This window comes from Pseudomonas sp. CFBP 8772 (assembly GCF_014841665.1).
In the GTDB taxonomy this organism is placed as follows: Bacteria; Pseudomonadota; Gammaproteobacteria; order Pseudomonadales; family Pseudomonadaceae; genus Aquipseudomonas; species Aquipseudomonas graminis_B.
Map to the genome: position 1 here is coordinate 19115 of NZ_JACYUI010000013.1, position 14634 is coordinate 33748.

Annotated in this window: 11 protein-coding genes; all 11 read left to right on the top strand. The window is 62.2% G+C overall.

All coding sequences use genetic code 11. The annotated features are described in order from the left end of the window. Positions 1 to 8: 8 nt before the first annotated feature. Complete coding sequence (locus tag IFT99_RS21900; protein WP_192135112.1) at positions 9 to 653, top strand: glutathione binding-like protein; 645 nt, start codon at positions 9 to 11, stop codon at positions 651 to 653. 130 nt (positions 654 to 783) lie between these two features. Then, on the top strand, positions 784 to 3267 hold the full coding sequence (locus IFT99_RS21905; RefSeq protein ID WP_192135114.1) for a penicillin acylase family protein: 2484 nt from the start codon (positions 784 to 786) through the stop codon (positions 3265 to 3267). Positions 3268 to 3833: 566 nt separating this feature from the next. Beyond that, positions 3834 to 4886 (top strand): ligase-associated DNA damage response exonuclease, encoded by a 1053-nt coding sequence (locus IFT99_RS21910; protein ID WP_192135116.1) that lies wholly within the window; start codon positions 3834 to 3836, stop codon positions 4884 to 4886. Further along, a complete protein-coding gene (locus IFT99_RS21915; RefSeq protein ID WP_192135117.1) occupies positions 4883 to 6598 on the top strand; it encodes an ATP-dependent DNA ligase in 1716 nt (571 codons plus the stop codon). The genes IFT99_RS21910 and IFT99_RS21915 overlap by 4 nt, the downstream gene beginning before the upstream one ends. A gap of 379 nt (positions 6599 to 6977) precedes the next feature. Then, positions 6978 to 7760: a transporter substrate-binding domain-containing protein gene (locus IFT99_RS21920; protein WP_065992580.1), complete on the top strand. Its 783-nt coding sequence runs from the start codon at positions 6978 to 6980 to the stop codon at positions 7758 to 7760. 79 nt (positions 7761 to 7839) lie between these two features. Continuing rightward, a complete protein-coding gene (locus tag IFT99_RS21925) occupies positions 7840 to 8568 on the top strand; it encodes an ABC transporter permease (protein ID WP_065992578.1) in 729 nt (242 codons plus the stop codon). Beyond that, positions 8565 to 9275: an ABC transporter permease gene (locus tag IFT99_RS21930; protein WP_065992577.1), complete on the top strand. Its 711-nt coding sequence runs from the start codon at positions 8565 to 8567 to the stop codon at positions 9273 to 9275. The genes IFT99_RS21925 and IFT99_RS21930 overlap by 4 nt, the downstream gene beginning before the upstream one ends. Positions 9276 to 9284: 9 nt before the next feature. Next, positions 9285 to 10403 (top strand): succinylglutamate desuccinylase/aspartoacylase family protein, encoded by a 1119-nt coding sequence (locus IFT99_RS21935; protein WP_192135119.1) that lies wholly within the window; start codon positions 9285 to 9287, stop codon positions 10401 to 10403. A gap of 12 nt (positions 10404 to 10415) precedes the next feature. Then, complete coding sequence (locus IFT99_RS21940; protein ID WP_172609421.1) at positions 10416 to 11180, top strand: ABC transporter ATP-binding protein; 765 nt, start codon at positions 10416 to 10418, stop codon at positions 11178 to 11180. A gap of 280 nt (positions 11181 to 11460) precedes the next feature. Next, the gene (locus IFT99_RS21945) at positions 11461 to 13953 is read left to right on the top strand and encodes a ligase-associated DNA damage response DEXH box helicase (protein WP_192135121.1); all 2493 of its coding nucleotides are present in this window, start codon (positions 11461 to 11463) and stop codon (positions 13951 to 13953) included. Continuing rightward, positions 13950 to 14606, top strand: coding sequence for a ligase-associated DNA damage response endonuclease PdeM (gene pdeM / locus IFT99_RS21950; RefSeq protein ID WP_192135123.1), 657 nt, complete (start codon positions 13950 to 13952; stop codon positions 14604 to 14606). Before IFT99_RS21945 ends, pdeM begins: the two co-directional genes overlap by 4 nt. Positions 14607 to 14634 lie beyond the last annotated feature (28 nt).

The following is a 14634-nucleotide window of genomic DNA, read 5'->3' on the forward strand; positions in this document are numbered from 1 at the left end:
AGCGCGCAATGATCGATCTGCACTACTGGACCACCCCCAACGGCCACAAAGTCTCGATTTTCCTCGAAGAAGCGGGCCTGCCGTACAAAATTTTCCCGGTCAACATCGGCGCGAACGAGCAGTTCGAATCCGATTTTCTGAAGATTTCCCCCAACAACAAGATCCCGGCCATCGTCGACCACGAACCTGCTGACGGCGGCGAACCGCTGAGCCTGTTCGAGTCCGGCGCTATCCTGCTGTACCTGGCCGAGAAGACCGGCCGGTTCATTGCAACGGACCTGCGCGGCCGCGAGGAAACCCTGCAGTGGCTGTTCTGGCAAATGGGTGGCCTGGGCCCGATGGCCGGTCAGAATCACCATTTCAACCGGTTCGCCAAAGAGAAGATTCCCTACGCGATCAAGCGTTACGTCGACGAAACCGCGCGCTTGTATGGCGTGTTGAACGAGCGTCTGGCCGATCGCAGCTTTGTGGCGGGCGAGGACTACGGCATCGCGGACATGGCGATCTATCCGTGGATCGTGCCTCACACGTTTCAGGAGCAGAACCTGGATGACTTCCCGCACCTGAAGCGTTGGTTCGAGACGGTCGCCAATCGCGATGCAGTGAAGCGGGCCTATGCGCTGGCCGACAAGATCAATCCGCCGAAGCCATGAACGGACAGACGCCGCCTTCACCGTGGAGCGAAAATCGCGAAAATAAACTCCCTCCCCCGGCTTGCGTGGCGCTCGCCTGCTCTCTAACGTAGCGCCTTTTCTACGCACACCCCCCCGCAGGAGCTTCATCATGGCCTCGCCAGCCCTTTCAACTCTGAAAACGCGCATGAGCGCGGCCGCTGCCATGATCGGACTCCTGAGCCTGGCCGGTTGCCAGCTGGGGGGTGAAGACCGCGACAGCCTGCCGCCTGCCAGCGGGGTGTTTGCCATTAAAGGGCTGGCGCAGAATGTCTCGATTCGCCGCAACAACCTGGGCATGCCGCTGATAGAAAGCAGCACATTCCATGACGCGCTGTTCACCCTCGGTTACGTTCACGCGACCGACCGCATCACCCAGATGATGCAAATGCGCTTGCTCGCTCAGGGCCGGCTGTCGGAAATCGCAGGGCCGGGCGCCCTCGATCTCGACCGCATGATGCGCGCCGCCAACCTCAAGCAGACCGCTGGCCAGCTGTATGCGGCCTCCTCGCCGCGCCTGAAACGCTTCTTCGAGGTGTACGCACGCGGCGTCAACGCCTACTTGTTCCGCTATCGCGACAAGCTGCCGGCTGACCTCGCCGATTCGGGTTACAAGCCTGAATACTGGAAGCCGGAAGACTCGGCGCTGATTTTCAGCCTGCTCAACTTCAGCCTGTCGGTGAACCTGCAGGAGGAGATTTCCTCCCTGGTGCTGTCGCAAAAAGTCGGGGCAGACAAGCTGGCCTGGCTGCTGCCGACCTATCCCGACGAAGCGTTGCCCTTTGCTGAAGCCGACAAGCTCAAAGGCCTGAATCTGGGCAGCCAGCTGGCGGGCCTGAGCGATCTGGACAAAGCGGCGCTGCAGCTTTCCGACCTCAACCTGCTGGGGGTTTCGGCGTCGAATAACTGGGTGATCTCACCGCAACGCGCGCGCGCTGGCAAAAGTCTGCTGGCCACTGACAGTCAACTGGCGCCGACTGTGCCGTCGATGTGGAATTTCGTACAGATCCGCTCGCCGAAATACCAGGCCGCCGGCGCCACCGTTGCGGGATTGCCGCTGGTCTTGTCCGGCTTCAACGGCAAACTGGCCTGGGGCATGGGCCCGGCAATGGGCGACAATCAGGACCTGTTCCTAGAGAAGCTCAAGCGCGAAAACAACCGCCTGATGGTGATGGCCGACGGCAAATGGGTCGCGGCAGGCGCCCATGAGGAAACCTACTTCGTCAAAGGCCAGAGCCCGGTGCGCGAGCCAGCCTACGAAACACGCCATGGTCCACTGCTCAACGCAAGTTCTGCGCAGTTGGCCAGCGGCCTGGGCATCGCCCTGCAGACGCCTGATGCCAAGGACGACAAAACCCTCGACGCCCTCTTCGACCTGACCCGTGCGCCGAACGTGCAGCGGGCCTTCGACACTACACGGGAAATCCGTGCTATCACCCTGAACATGGTGTTCGCCGATGCGTCGAACACCGGCTGGCAGGTCACCGGCAAATACCCGAATCGGCGCGACGGGCTCGGCCTGATTCCTTCGCCGGGCTGGGACGGCCGGTTCGACTGGGACGGCTATGCTGACGCGATGCTGCACCCGTACGATCAGGATTCGCAACAGGGCTGGATCGCCACCGCCAATCAACGCACGGTGCCGAAAGGCTATGGCATGCAGCTCTCCAATTCCTGGGATTATCCGGAGCGCGCCGAACGCATCGCCGAACTGGCCAGTGCCGGCAAGCAGGACACCCGCAGCACCGTCGCCATGCAATACGACCAGACCACGACCTTCGCCGCCAAACTGAAGAAAATGTTCTCCGCGCCGGGCATGTCCGCGCCTTTGAAACAGGCCATTGACGCCCTGCCCGCGCCAGAGCGCGACAAAGCCCGTGATGCGTTGACCCGCCTGATGGCGTTCGACGGCCGACTGTCGCCGGGTTCGGCGGATGCGGCGATTTACGAATTGTTCCTGCAAGAGAGTGCCCGCCAGACTTTCCTCGACGAACTCGGCCCGGAAACCAGCCCTGCCTGGAAAGCGCTGGTGCAAAGCGCGGACCTGTCCTACTCGCCCCAAGCCGATCACCTGCTGGGCCGCGAAGACAGTCCGTATTGGGACGACGTGAAAACGCCGCAAAAAGAAGACAAACCCGCCATCCTCGCCCGCAGCCTGGCCGCTGCGATCACCGTCGGCGAAGCTCAACTCGGCGCCGATCACAAAGCCTGGCAGTGGGGCAAGTTGCACCAGATCACTTGGACCGCCCAAAGCGCCCAACTCAGCGCGGCGCTGGGGGGCAACAAGGCAAACGTGATCAAAGGCCCGATCGCCACGGGCGGCGACCACACCACCCTCAACGCGTCGGGCTTCCACTGGGGCCAGGACTTCAACGCCGCCGTCGTACCGGCCATGCGCATCATCGTCGACTTCGCCCAGCAAGAACCGATGATGGCGCAAAACGCCGCGGGCCAATCCGGCAACCCCGCGAGCCCATACAACGCCAACGGCATCGACCCCTGGATGAAAGGCCTCTACATGTCCGTGCCGATGCAACCGGAAAACTTCGAAAAAGCCTACGGCAAACAACGCCTGACGCTGACGCCCGGGAAGTAAATGGCCGAGCCATCCGGGATGACGCGGAGCGTCCCGGGATGCATTCCCACGCAGAGCGTGGGAACGATCAGTGTCAAGGCGCAAAAATAGACGTCGCTCAACCCGGCCTCTTCCCGGCTGAAGCCGGTCCTACCAAGAAATCGCATGCATCCAGTGAGATTGGCGCCGACTGTAGGACCGGCTTTAGCCGGGAAGCCGTTGATCTGCATCTGCCTTTGATCTGCCTTTGATCTGCTTTTGATCTTCATACGCAAAAGGCTCAAACAACGCCAAACGCGACTTTGGTGCAGGCTGAACGCAGGTCTCGCGGAGTGGGCCGAGCGGCATGGATGCCGCGAGAGCCGCCCCCCGCNGGGCCCAACCGAGAGCAAGCACCCTTGGTTACTTGGGGTGCTTTTCCAAGTAACTCGGCGAAGCCGAAACAGTCGAGCCGTTAGGCCGACGCTCTTGATCTTGATCTTGATCTTGATCTTGATCTTGATCTTGATCTTGATCTAGCGTCAAAACCCCGAACTTCTGCGCCCCGCCACCGCTCTACCTGACAAGTCCCCAAACCCGGTTAACCCATGGATCTCGTCATTGCCCGCCCCGAAGGCCTCTACTGCCCGCCCGGTGATTTCTACATCGATCCATGGCGCCCGGTCGAACGCTCCGTCATCACCCACGCCCACGGCGACCACGCCCGCACCGGCAACGAACACTACCTCGCCGCCGCGCCCGGCGAAGGCATACTGCGCTCCCGACTGGGCCAGGACATCAACCTCCAGACCCTCGCCTATGGCGAAAGCATCACCCACCACGGCGTCAAACTCAGCCTCCACCCGGCCGGCCACGTCCTCGGCTCCGCCCAGGTCCGCCTCGAATACCAAGGCGAAATCTGGGTCGCCTCCGGTGACTACAAAGTCGAACCCGACGGCACCTGCGAACCCTTCGAACCCGTGCGCTGCCACACCTTCATCACCGAATCCACCTTCGGCCTGCCGATCTACCGATGGCAACCCCAGGCGGAAATCTTCGCCGGGGTCAACGAATGGTGGCGCGCCAATGCCGCCGCCGGCAAAGCCAGCGTCCTGTTCGCGTACTCATTTGGCAAAGCTCAACGCATCCTCCACGGCATCGACCCCAGCATCGGCCCGATCCTCGTCCACGGTGCCGTCGAACCGTTGAACCGCGTCTACCGCGAAGCCGGCGTGCGCATCCCCGAAACTCACTACGCCGGCGACTTCAAAAAAACCGACCCCGCGTTGCGCAGCGCCCTGATCGTCGCGCCACCCTCCGCCGGCGGCAGCACCTGGATGCGCCGCTTTGGCGAATTCAGCGACGCCTTCGCCAGCGGCTGGATGATGCTGCGCGGCACCCGACGTCGGCGCGGCGTCGACCGAGGCTTTGCCCTCTCCGACCACGCCGACTGGCCGGGCTTGCTCTGGGCCATTGAAAACACCGGCGCTGAGCGAGTAATGGTCACCCACGGTTCAGTGGCCGTGCTGGTGCGCTATCTGCGCGAACTGGGCCTCGACGCCCAAGGCTTCAGCACCGAATACGGCGACGAAGAAGACGACGCAGCGGCCAAGACCGAACCTGCACCCGGCCCCGAATCGACAGGCGAGGCCTCCTCATGAAGGCCTTCGCCGAACTCTATTCGGACCTCGACGCCACCACCTCCAGCAACGCCAAGCTGGCGGCCATGCAAGCCTACTTCAGCAACGCCGCCCCCGAAGACGCCGCGTGGGCGGTGTACTTCCTGTCCGGCGGACGCCCACGGCAACTGGTGCCGACGCGCATGTTGCGTGAGCAGGCACTGTTGTTGTCCGGCTTGCCGGAATGGCTGTTCGAGGAGAGCTATCAGGCGGTCGGCGATTTGGCGGAAACCCTGTCGCTGTTGCTACCCAAAGCCGAGCACAGCTCCGAAGAAGGCCTGGCCAGCTGGATGGAAAACCATCTGCTGCCCCTACGTGGTCTGCCCCCGGAAGAATTGCTCGAGCGCCTGCCAACGTTCTGGTCGCAATTGGACCCGCAAAGCCTGATGGTCTGCCTGAAGCTGATCACCGGCAGTTTCCGCGTCGGTGTCTCGAAGCTGCTGGTGACACGGGCCCTCGCGGCCTTGGCTGATATCGACAGCAAGCGCGTGGCCCAGCGACTCGTCGGCTACACCGATCTTTCCCATCGCCCCAGCGCCGAGGGCTATCTAAAACTCATCGCCGAAGAATCGGCCGACGAACACGCGCAACGCGGTGGCCAGCCCTACCCGTTCTTCCTCGCCCACGCGCTGCAGCAGCCGGTCGATCAGTTCGAGAATCTGCTGGGCGCCGCGGAAAACTGGCAGGTGGAATGGAAGTGGGACGGCATTCGCGCCCAGGTGGTCAAGCGCGAAGGTCGGCTGTGGATCTGGTCGCGGGGTGAAGAACTGGTCACGGATCGCTTCCCTGAACTGCACACCCTGGCTCAGTGCCTGCCCGACGGCACCGTCATCGATGGCGAGATTGTCGTCTGGAAAGCCGCGACGCCGGAGAATCCGGAGAGCGGCGAGTTCGCGCTGGACACCCCTGCGCCCGGCACACCTGGCGAAGCGACGCCGTCGGTACAACCCTTCGCCCTGCTGCAGCAGCGGATCGGCCGCAAAACCCTTGGCAAGAAGATTCTGGAAGACGTGCCGGTCGTCGTGCTGGCTTACGACCTGCTGGAATGGGAAGGCCACGACTGGCGCAGTCGCCCGCAACATGAGCGCCGCACGCAGATGGAAAAAGTCATCGCCAGCGCCCAGAGCCCGGTATTAATGCCGTCCCCCGTGCTGACCGGCACTGACTGGCTCGACCTTGGCCGGCAGCGCGAGGCGTCCCGCAGTCTCGGTGTGGAAGGCATGATGCTCAAGGCACGGGACTCGATGTACGGCGTCGGGCGCACCAAGGACATGGGCGTCTGGTGGAAATGGAAGATGGACCCGTTCAGCGTCGACGCGGTGCTGATCTACGCCCAGCGCGGTCACGGCCGCCGCGCCAGCCTGTACAGCGACTACACCTTTGCGGTCTGGGACGGCCCGCCGGAATCCAGCGAACGGACGCTGGTGCCCTTCGCCAAAGCGTATTCGGGGCTGACCGACGAAGAGATGCGCAAAGTCGATGCAATCATCCGCAAGACCACCGTCGACAAATTCGGCCCGGTGCGAAGTGTTACCCCGACCCTGGTGTTCGAGCTGGGCTTCGAAGGCATCGCCCTGTCGAAACGGCACAAGAGCGGAATCGCTGTCAGGTTCCCCAGGATGCTGCGCTGGCGCCTGGACAAGCCCGTTGCCGAAGCCGACAGCCTGGCGACGCTGCAGGACCTGCTGGCCTGAGCACCGTCGCGGTGCGCGGGCCTGGCTTCGGTCCGCGTCGAATGCGCTGAAATGGGGCGCGCTGAAAAACGCACCCCTCAGCGACAAGCCCCGCCAGGCGTTTCGAATCTCCCCTCCATCACAACAAGCGCCGCTGGTCACCCCGAAGGCTGCAACTTTTTCGCCCACTCTCAACGGGATACGGCTACTCTGCCGATGCCTGCGGGGCCTCAAAAAAAGACAAAAGATGGCGCTAAGTCATCATTGCGACAACTCCGTACATTTAAAACGCGCGTTCGTTTCTTTGGTTCGGAAATTGCTGTCTATTTGCGGTCTGGCTTTTGCCGGTAGCAAGCCTTCGCGTGTTCCCAACGCTCAATTTGGTTTTAAGGACTGAACGATGAAAAAAGCATGGCTGACCCTTTCCGCTCTCGCCATCTGTCTGGCCGCCGGTAACGCAATGGCCAAGGAGTACAAGGAGCTGCGTTTCGGCGTTGATCCTTCCTACGCGCCCTTCGAATCCAAAGCCGCCGATGGCAGCCTGGTAGGCTTCGATATCGATCTGGGCAACGCGATTTGTGCTGAATTGAAGGTCAAGTGCAAGTGGGTCGAAAGCGACTTCGACGGCATGATCCCAGGTCTCAAAGCCAACAAGTTCGACGGCGTGATCTCCTCCATGACCGTGACCCCGGCCCGCGAGAAAGTCATCGACTTCTCCAGCGAACTGTTCTCCGGCCCTACCTCACTGGTCTACAAAAAAGGCTCCGGCCTGAGTGCTGACACGGCCTCGCTCAAAGGCAAAACCGTGGGTTACGAGCAAGGCACCATCCAGGAAGCCTACGCCAAGGCCGTTCTGGACAAGGCTGGCGTGAAAACCCAGGCCTACGCCAACCAGGATCAGGTCTATGCCGACCTCGTTTCGGGTCGTCTGGATGCCTCGGTTCAAGACATGCTGCAAGCCGAACTGGGCTTCCTGAAATCGCCACAAGGCGGTGACTATGAAGTCAGCAAGCCTATCGACGATCCCCTGCTGCCAGCCAAAACCGCAGTCGGCATCTCGAAAGGTAACAAGGACCTGAAAGCACTGTTGGACAAGGGTATCAAAGCGTTACACGACGACGGCAAGTACGCCGAGATCCAGAAGAAGCACTTCGGCGATCTGAATCTGTACAGCGGTAAATAAGCAAACAGACGCCCGTTGATTTCAGCCAGAATCCGTCGCTGAAGTTCACGGGCGTTTTTATTGACTGTATAGGTTGCACATGTTCGAAACTCTCCTGCAAAACCTGGGACTGTCAGCATTCAGCCTGAAAGGCTTCGGCCCGCTGTTGCTGCAAGGCACCTGGATGACCGTCAAATTATCGGTAATGTCGCTGCTGCTGGCCATTGTGCTCGGCCTGCTGGGCGCCAGTGCCAAACTGTCAAAAGCCGCCGTGCTGCGCGTTCCTGCCCAGATCTACACCACGTTGATCCGTGGCGTACCGGACCTGGTACTGATGCTGCTGATCTTCTACAGCCTGCAAACCTGGCTGACCACGCTCACCAATGCGATGGAATGGGATTACATCGAGATCGACCCTTTCTCTGCCGGCGTCATCACGCTGGGCTTCATCTATGGCGCGTACTTCACCGAGACCTTCCGCGGCGCGATTCTCGCCGTACCGCGCGGTCAGGTCGAAGCCGCCACGGCCTATGGGCTCAGCCGTTCGCAACGGTTTCGCATGGTGGTATTCCCGCAGATGATGCGCTTCGCCCTGCCCGGCATCGGCAACAACTGGCAAGTGGTGCTCAAGGCCACCGCGCTGGTGTCGATCATCGGTCTGGCCGACTTGGTCAAAGCCGCGCAGGACGCGGGTAAAAGCACCTATCAGCTGTTCTACTTCCTGGTAATCGCCGCACTGATCTATCTGGTCATCACCAGCGTGTCCAACTTCGCCCTGCGCTGGGCCGAACGGCGTTATGCCGCCGGCAGCCGGGAGGCTCAACGATGATCGAGTTGCTGCAAGAATACTGGCGCGCCTTCCTTTATACGGACGGCCAGAACATCACCGGCCTGGCCATGACGATGTGGCTGCTCAGCGCCTCCATCGCCATCGGCTTTATCGTTTCGATTCCGCTGTCCATCGCCCGCGTGTCCCGCAATCCCCTGGTGCGCTGGCCGGTGCAGTTCTACACCTACCTGTTCCGTGGAACGCCGCTGTATATCCAGTTGCTGATTTGCTACACCGGCATCTACAGCATCGCCGCCGTACGGGAGCAGCCGATGCTCGGCGCGTTCTTCCGTGACGCGATGAACTGCACGATCCTCGCCTTCGCTTTGAACACTTGCGCCTACACCACCGAGATCTTCGCCGGTGCGATTCGCAGCATGAACCACGGCGAAGTCGAGGCGGCCAAGGCTTACGGCCTGACCGGCTGGCGCCTGTACACCTACGTCATCATGCCGTCGGCACTGCGCCGTTCGCTGCCTTATTACAGCAACGAAGTGATCCTGATGCTGCACTCGACCACCGTGGCTTTCACCGCCACCGTGCCGGACATCCTCAAGGTAGCGCGGGACGCCAACTCGGCCACCTTCCTGACGTTCCAGTCGTTCGGTATTGCGGCGCTGATCTACCTCACGGTCACGTTCATTCTGGTAGGCCTGTTCCGATTGGCTGAACGCCGCTGGCTGGCCTTCCTCGGCCCGACTCACTAGGAACCCTGCATGCGACACCAGACCCATGATCTGCTGGCCCCGGTGCCTGGCACCGCGCGGCAGATCCATAGCTTTCACTACGGCCCGGAACACGGCGCCTGCAAGGTTTACATCCAGTCGTCCCTGCACGCCGACGAGCTGCCGGGCATGCTGGTGTCCTGGTACTTGAAGCAACGGCTGGCCGAGCTTGAAAGCGCCGGTCAGTTGCTCGGCGAAGTGGTGGTCGTTCCGGTGGCCAACCCCGTCGGGCTGGAGCAGGTCCTGATGGACATGCCGCTGGGCCGTTACGAGCTTGAAAGCGGACAGAACTTCAACCGCCGCTTCGTCGACCTCGGTCAGCAGGTGGGCGATGAAGTCGAAGCGCTGCTGACGGATGATTCCCGGCACAACGTCGCACTGATTCGCAAAACCTTGCTGGGCGCACTGAATAACTGCGTCGGCAGCACCCAACTGGAGTCTCAGCGCCTGACGCTGCAGCGCCTGGCCTGTGACGCTGACGTGGTGCTGGACCTGCATTGCGATTTCGAATCCGTCGAGCACTTGTACACCACGCCTGAGGCCTGGCCCCAGGTCGAAGCGCTGTCGCGTTATCTCGGCGCACAGGCAAGCCTGCTGGCGACGGATTCGGGTGGGCAGTCGTTCGATGAATGCTTCACGCTGGTCTGGTGGCAACTGCAGCAGCGCTTTGCCAAGCGCTTCCCGATTCCAATGGGCAGCTTTTCCGTCACCCTGGAGTTGCGCGGCCAGGGCGATGTCAATCACGCCCTCGCCAGCCGCGACTGTCAGGCGATCATCAGCTACCTGATGCACCACGGCGCCATTGCCGGCGAGCCGGTTGCGCCACCCGAACTGCTGTACCCGGCGACCCCGCTGGCGGGGGTCGAACCGGTTGCCACGCCTGTCGGTGGTCTGCTGGTGTTCTGCGCACTGCCCGGCGAATACGTCGAGGCGGGGCAATTGATCGCTGAGGTCATCGACCCGATCAGCGACGCAGTGACCCCGATCCACACGGCCAACGCTGGCCTTATGTACGCCCGCTCATTGCGACGCATGGCGACCGCCGGCATGGTCATCGCCCATGTCGCCGGCACCGAAGCCTACCGCAGCGGCTACTTACTTTCTCCTTGAGGACTGCCCTTCATGTACAAACTGACCATCGATGGCCTGCATAAAAGCTACGGTGACCACGAGGTGCTCAAAGGGGTGTCGCTGAAGGCTAGCGTCGGCGACGTAATTTGTCTGATCGGCGCCAGCGGCTCGGGCAAGAGCACGTTCCTGCGCTGCATCAATTTTCTCGAGCAACCCAATGACGGCGCCATGAGCCTGGACGGCCAGCCCGTGCGCATGGTCAGCGACACCGGCGGCATGCGCGTCGCCGACCCGGCCGAGCTGCAGCGGATTCGCACGCGACTGGCCATGGTGTTCCAGCACTTCAACCTGTGGAGCCACATGACGGTGCTGGAAAACATCACCATGGCGCCGCGCCGGGTGTTGGGCGTGTCGAAAGCCGAAGCCGAGGCCCGTGCGCACAAATACCTGGACAAGGTCGGCCTGCCCGCGCGCGTCGCCGATCAGTACCCGGCGTTTCTGTCCGGTGGCCAGCAGCAGCGCGTGGCCATCGCCCGTGCGCTGGCGATGGAACCGGAAATCATGCTGTTCGACGAGCCGACTTCAGCCCTCGACCCTGAGCTGGTCGGCGAAGTGTTGAAAGTGATTCAGGGCCTCGCTGAAGAGGGCCGGACCATGATTCTGGTGACCCACGAAATGGGCTTCGCCCGCAAGGTCGCCAATCAGGTGGTGTTCCTGCACCAGGGCCAGATCGAAGAGATGGGCCACCCGGACGACGTGCTGGGCAGCCCGAAGAGCGAGCGCTTGCAGCAGTTTCTGAGTGGAAATTTGAAATAGTCACTTGCTGTAGAGATACGGGGCTGACACCCCACTCTGGTTCAGCGCACGCGTAGCCTGTGGGAGCGAGCTTGCTCGCGAAGGCATTCTGTCAGTCAGCTTCCTTGCTGCTGACCCACCGCATTCGCGAGCAAGCTCGCTCCCACAGGATTTGTCCTCACAGTCGACAACGCGGTCCAAGGGAAAAAACGAGTCACTCAAACCAATCCAAACGGACATCCCATCAAACTATTCCACGCTCTGAGCGGTCTCTGACTTAACCCCTTCCCAGAGCCTGCGCATGCCAAAAGCCGTCAATTTCGCCAAGCGCTGGTTTGCCGAGCGTGGCTGGAAACCCTTCCCCTTCCAGAAAGAAGTCTGGGCCGCCGTCGCTCGCGGCGAGTCGGGTTTGCTGCACGCCAGCACGGGCGCGGGCAAGACCTACTCGGTGTGGTTCGCCGCCCTCAACCAGTTCGCCCGGCCTGCACCCGAATCGACCGAGATGAAGCCGCGCAAGCGCAAACCCGTTGCCGCTCCCCTGAGCGTGCTGTGGATCACGCCCATGCGCGCCCTCGCCGCCGACACCGCCCGCGCACTGGAAGGCCCGCTGCAGGATTTGCAGATCCCGTGGAGTGTTGGCCTGCGCACCGGCGACACCAGCAGCAGCGAGCGCGCCAAACAGGGTCGGCGCCTGCCCTCCGCGCTTATCACCACGCCGGAGAGCCTGACGCTGCTGCTGACCCGCGCCGATGCCCAGGCGACGATGTCGACGCTGAAGATGGTCGTGGTCGATGAATGGCACGAGCTGATCGGCAACAAGCGCGGCATTCAGCTGCAACTGGCGCTGGCCCGGCTGCGCCAGTGGAATCCTGAACTGGTCATCTGGGGCCTTTCCGCGACCCTCGGCAATCAAGCCCACGCGCAACAGGTGCTGGTGGGCGACCACGGCACCACCGTCCATGGCAAAGTGGTCAAAAAATTGATCGTCGACACGTTGTTGCCGCCCTCCATCGAACGCTTCCCCTGGGCCGGACATATGGGGCTGCGCATGCTGCCGCAGGTGCTGGCCGAGGTGGACAGCAGTTCCAGTTGCCTGCTGTTCACCAATACGCGGGCACAGTCGGAAGTCTGGTATCAAGCGCTGCTGGAAGCCCGCCCGGACTGGGCCGGGTTGATCGCGCTGCACCACGGCTCGCTGTCCCGTGAGGTCCGCGACTGGGTTGAACGTGCGCTGAAAGAAGGCCACCTGAAAGCTGTGGTCTGCACCTCCAGTCTCGATTTAGGCGTGGATTTTCTGCCAGTCGAGCGCGTACTGCAAATCGGTTCGGCCAAGGGCGTCGCGCGGCTGATGCAGCGTGCGGGACGCTCGGGCCACGCGCCGGGCCGTCCGTCACGGGTCACGCTGGTGCCGACCCATAGCCTGGAGCTGGTAGAAGCCGCCGCTGCCCGCGACGCCGTCAACGCGCGTCTGATCGAACCCCGGGAATCACCCTACAAACCGCTGGATGTCCTCGTGCAACATCTGGTGAGCATGGCCCTCGGTGGCGGCTTTATGCCCGACGCGCTACTGGCCGAAGTTCGCACCGCCTGGGCCTATCGCGACCTCACCGACGAGGAGTGGGAGTGGGCTTTGGCTTTCGTGCGCTACGGCGGCCTGTCACTGACGGCCTACCCTGATTATCGACGCGTCGAGCCTGACGAAGACGGCATCTGGCACGTCCCCGATGCCCGCCTGGCCCGCCGCCACCGCATGAGCGTGGGCACCATCGTCAGCGAAGCCAGCATCAACGTGAAGTACTGGAGCAAGGGCGGCGGAGGTGGATCCCTCGGCAGCGTCGAAGAGGGCTTCATCGCTCGCTTGAAACCCGGAGACGGGTTTCTGTTCAGCGGTCGCCTGCTGGAACTGGTGCGCGTGGAGAACATGACCGCGTACGTGAAAAAGGCTACGGGCAAAAAAGCCGCCGTCCCACGCTGGAATGGCGGACGGATGCCGCTCTCCAACGAACTGGCAGACGCCGTTGTCGAAAAATTTGATGCCGCTGCCCGGGGCGATTTCAGCAGCCCCGAGATGCACATCGTCAGCCCGCTGCTGGAAGTGCAGCGGCAATGGTCAGCCTTGCCGCGCAAGGACACACTGCTGGCGGAAGTCTTGAAGTCCCGCGAAGGCTGGCATCTGTTTCTTTATCCCTTCGCCGGGCGCCATGTGCACCTGGGGCTGGCGAGCCTGCTGGCGTGGCGACTGAGCCGCGACACGCCACTGACCTTCTCCATCGCCGTGAACGACTACGGCTTCGAGCTGCTCAGCGCCACCCCGATCGACTGGAACGAGCGCCTGACGACCCAGCTGTTTTCCGAAGACGAGTTGCTGGCCGATATCATCGCCAGCCTGAACGCCGGCGAACTGGCGCTGCGCCGTTTCCGCGAAATTGCCCGCATCGCCGGGCTGGTGTTCTCCGGCTACCCCGGCGCGCCGAAGAGCAACCGACAGCTCCAGGCGTCGAGCGGATTGTTCTTCGAAGTATTCAAACAGTACGACGCCGGCAACCTGCTGCTGACGCAAGCTCAAGAGGAAGTGTTGCGGCAGGAGCTGGACGTGGCCCGTCTCGAACAAACCCTGAGCCGTATCAACAATCGAACCCTGGATTTACACGTGATCAAACGCCCCACCCCGATGGCCTTCCCGCTGCTGGTAGAACGCATGCGCGAAAGCCTCAGCACCGAAAAACTCTCCGACCGTATCGCACGGATGGTCAGCGACCTCGAGAAAGCCGCCGGGCCTGAGGTCATGACGTGAGGCCGTATCTGTCGATTCAGCTGGCAGGTGCGGAGTTGTGGTTACTGGCGGACAAAGCGATTTACTACCCGGCCGAGCGGGCGCTGTTGATCGCCGACGCTCACTTTGGCAAGGCTGCTGCCTACCGACGGTTGGGTCAGCCAGTGCCCCACGGCACCACCGACGATAACCTTCAGCGCCTGGATGCACTTCTGGCGAGCTATGACTGCGACCGGTTGATCTTTCTGGGGGACTTTTTGCACGCCCCGGAATCCCATGCGGCCGGCACGCTGTCGGCCATTCAGGCATGGCGCGACAAGCATGAGGGTCTGGCGATCACTCTGATTCGGGGTAACCATGACAAGCGTGCCGGCGACCCACCCCCGGAATTGCGCATGGACATCGTCGAGGAACCGATGTTCATGGGGCCGTATGCGCTTCAGCATGAGCCTGACCCGCACCCTGACTTCCACGTCCTGGCGGGCCATGTGCACCCGGCCTACCGGCTGTACGGACGAGGACGACAGCGCTTGCGGTTGCCGTGTTTCTACGTATTGCCACGCGTGAGTCTGCTGCCGGCGTTCGGCGCGTTTACAGGCGGCATGAACATCGACCGGGCGGAAAACAGCAGGGTTTACGTGGTGGGGGATGGGGCGGTATGGGAGGCGGTTTGAGCACCGAGCCGAACAATCGACGAGGCAC

Coding starts and splice junctions, on each gene's coding strand:
- IFT99_RS21900 (WP_192135112.1), top strand. CDS start 9: ATGATCGATCTGCACTACTGGACCACCCCCAACGGCCACAAAGTCTCG.
- IFT99_RS21905 (WP_192135114.1), top strand. CDS start 784: ATGGCCTCGCCAGCCCTTTCAACTCTGAAAACGCGCATGAGCGCGGCC.
- IFT99_RS21910 (WP_192135116.1), top strand. CDS start 3,834: ATGGATCTCGTCATTGCCCGCCCCGAAGGCCTCTACTGCCCGCCCGGT.
- IFT99_RS21915 (WP_192135117.1), top strand. CDS start 4,883: ATGAAGGCCTTCGCCGAACTCTATTCGGACCTCGACGCCACCACCTCC.
- IFT99_RS21920 (WP_065992580.1), top strand. CDS start 6,978: ATGAAAAAAGCATGGCTGACCCTTTCCGCTCTCGCCATCTGTCTGGCC.
- IFT99_RS21925 (WP_065992578.1), top strand. CDS start 7,840: ATGTTCGAAACTCTCCTGCAAAACCTGGGACTGTCAGCATTCAGCCTG.
- IFT99_RS21930 (WP_065992577.1), top strand. CDS start 8,565: ATGATCGAGTTGCTGCAAGAATACTGGCGCGCCTTCCTTTATACGGAC.
- IFT99_RS21935 (WP_192135119.1), top strand. CDS start 9,285: ATGCGACACCAGACCCATGATCTGCTGGCCCCGGTGCCTGGCACCGCG.
- IFT99_RS21940 (WP_172609421.1), top strand. CDS start 10,416: ATGTACAAACTGACCATCGATGGCCTGCATAAAAGCTACGGTGACCAC.
- IFT99_RS21945 (WP_192135121.1), top strand. CDS start 11,461: ATGCCAAAAGCCGTCAATTTCGCCAAGCGCTGGTTTGCCGAGCGTGGC.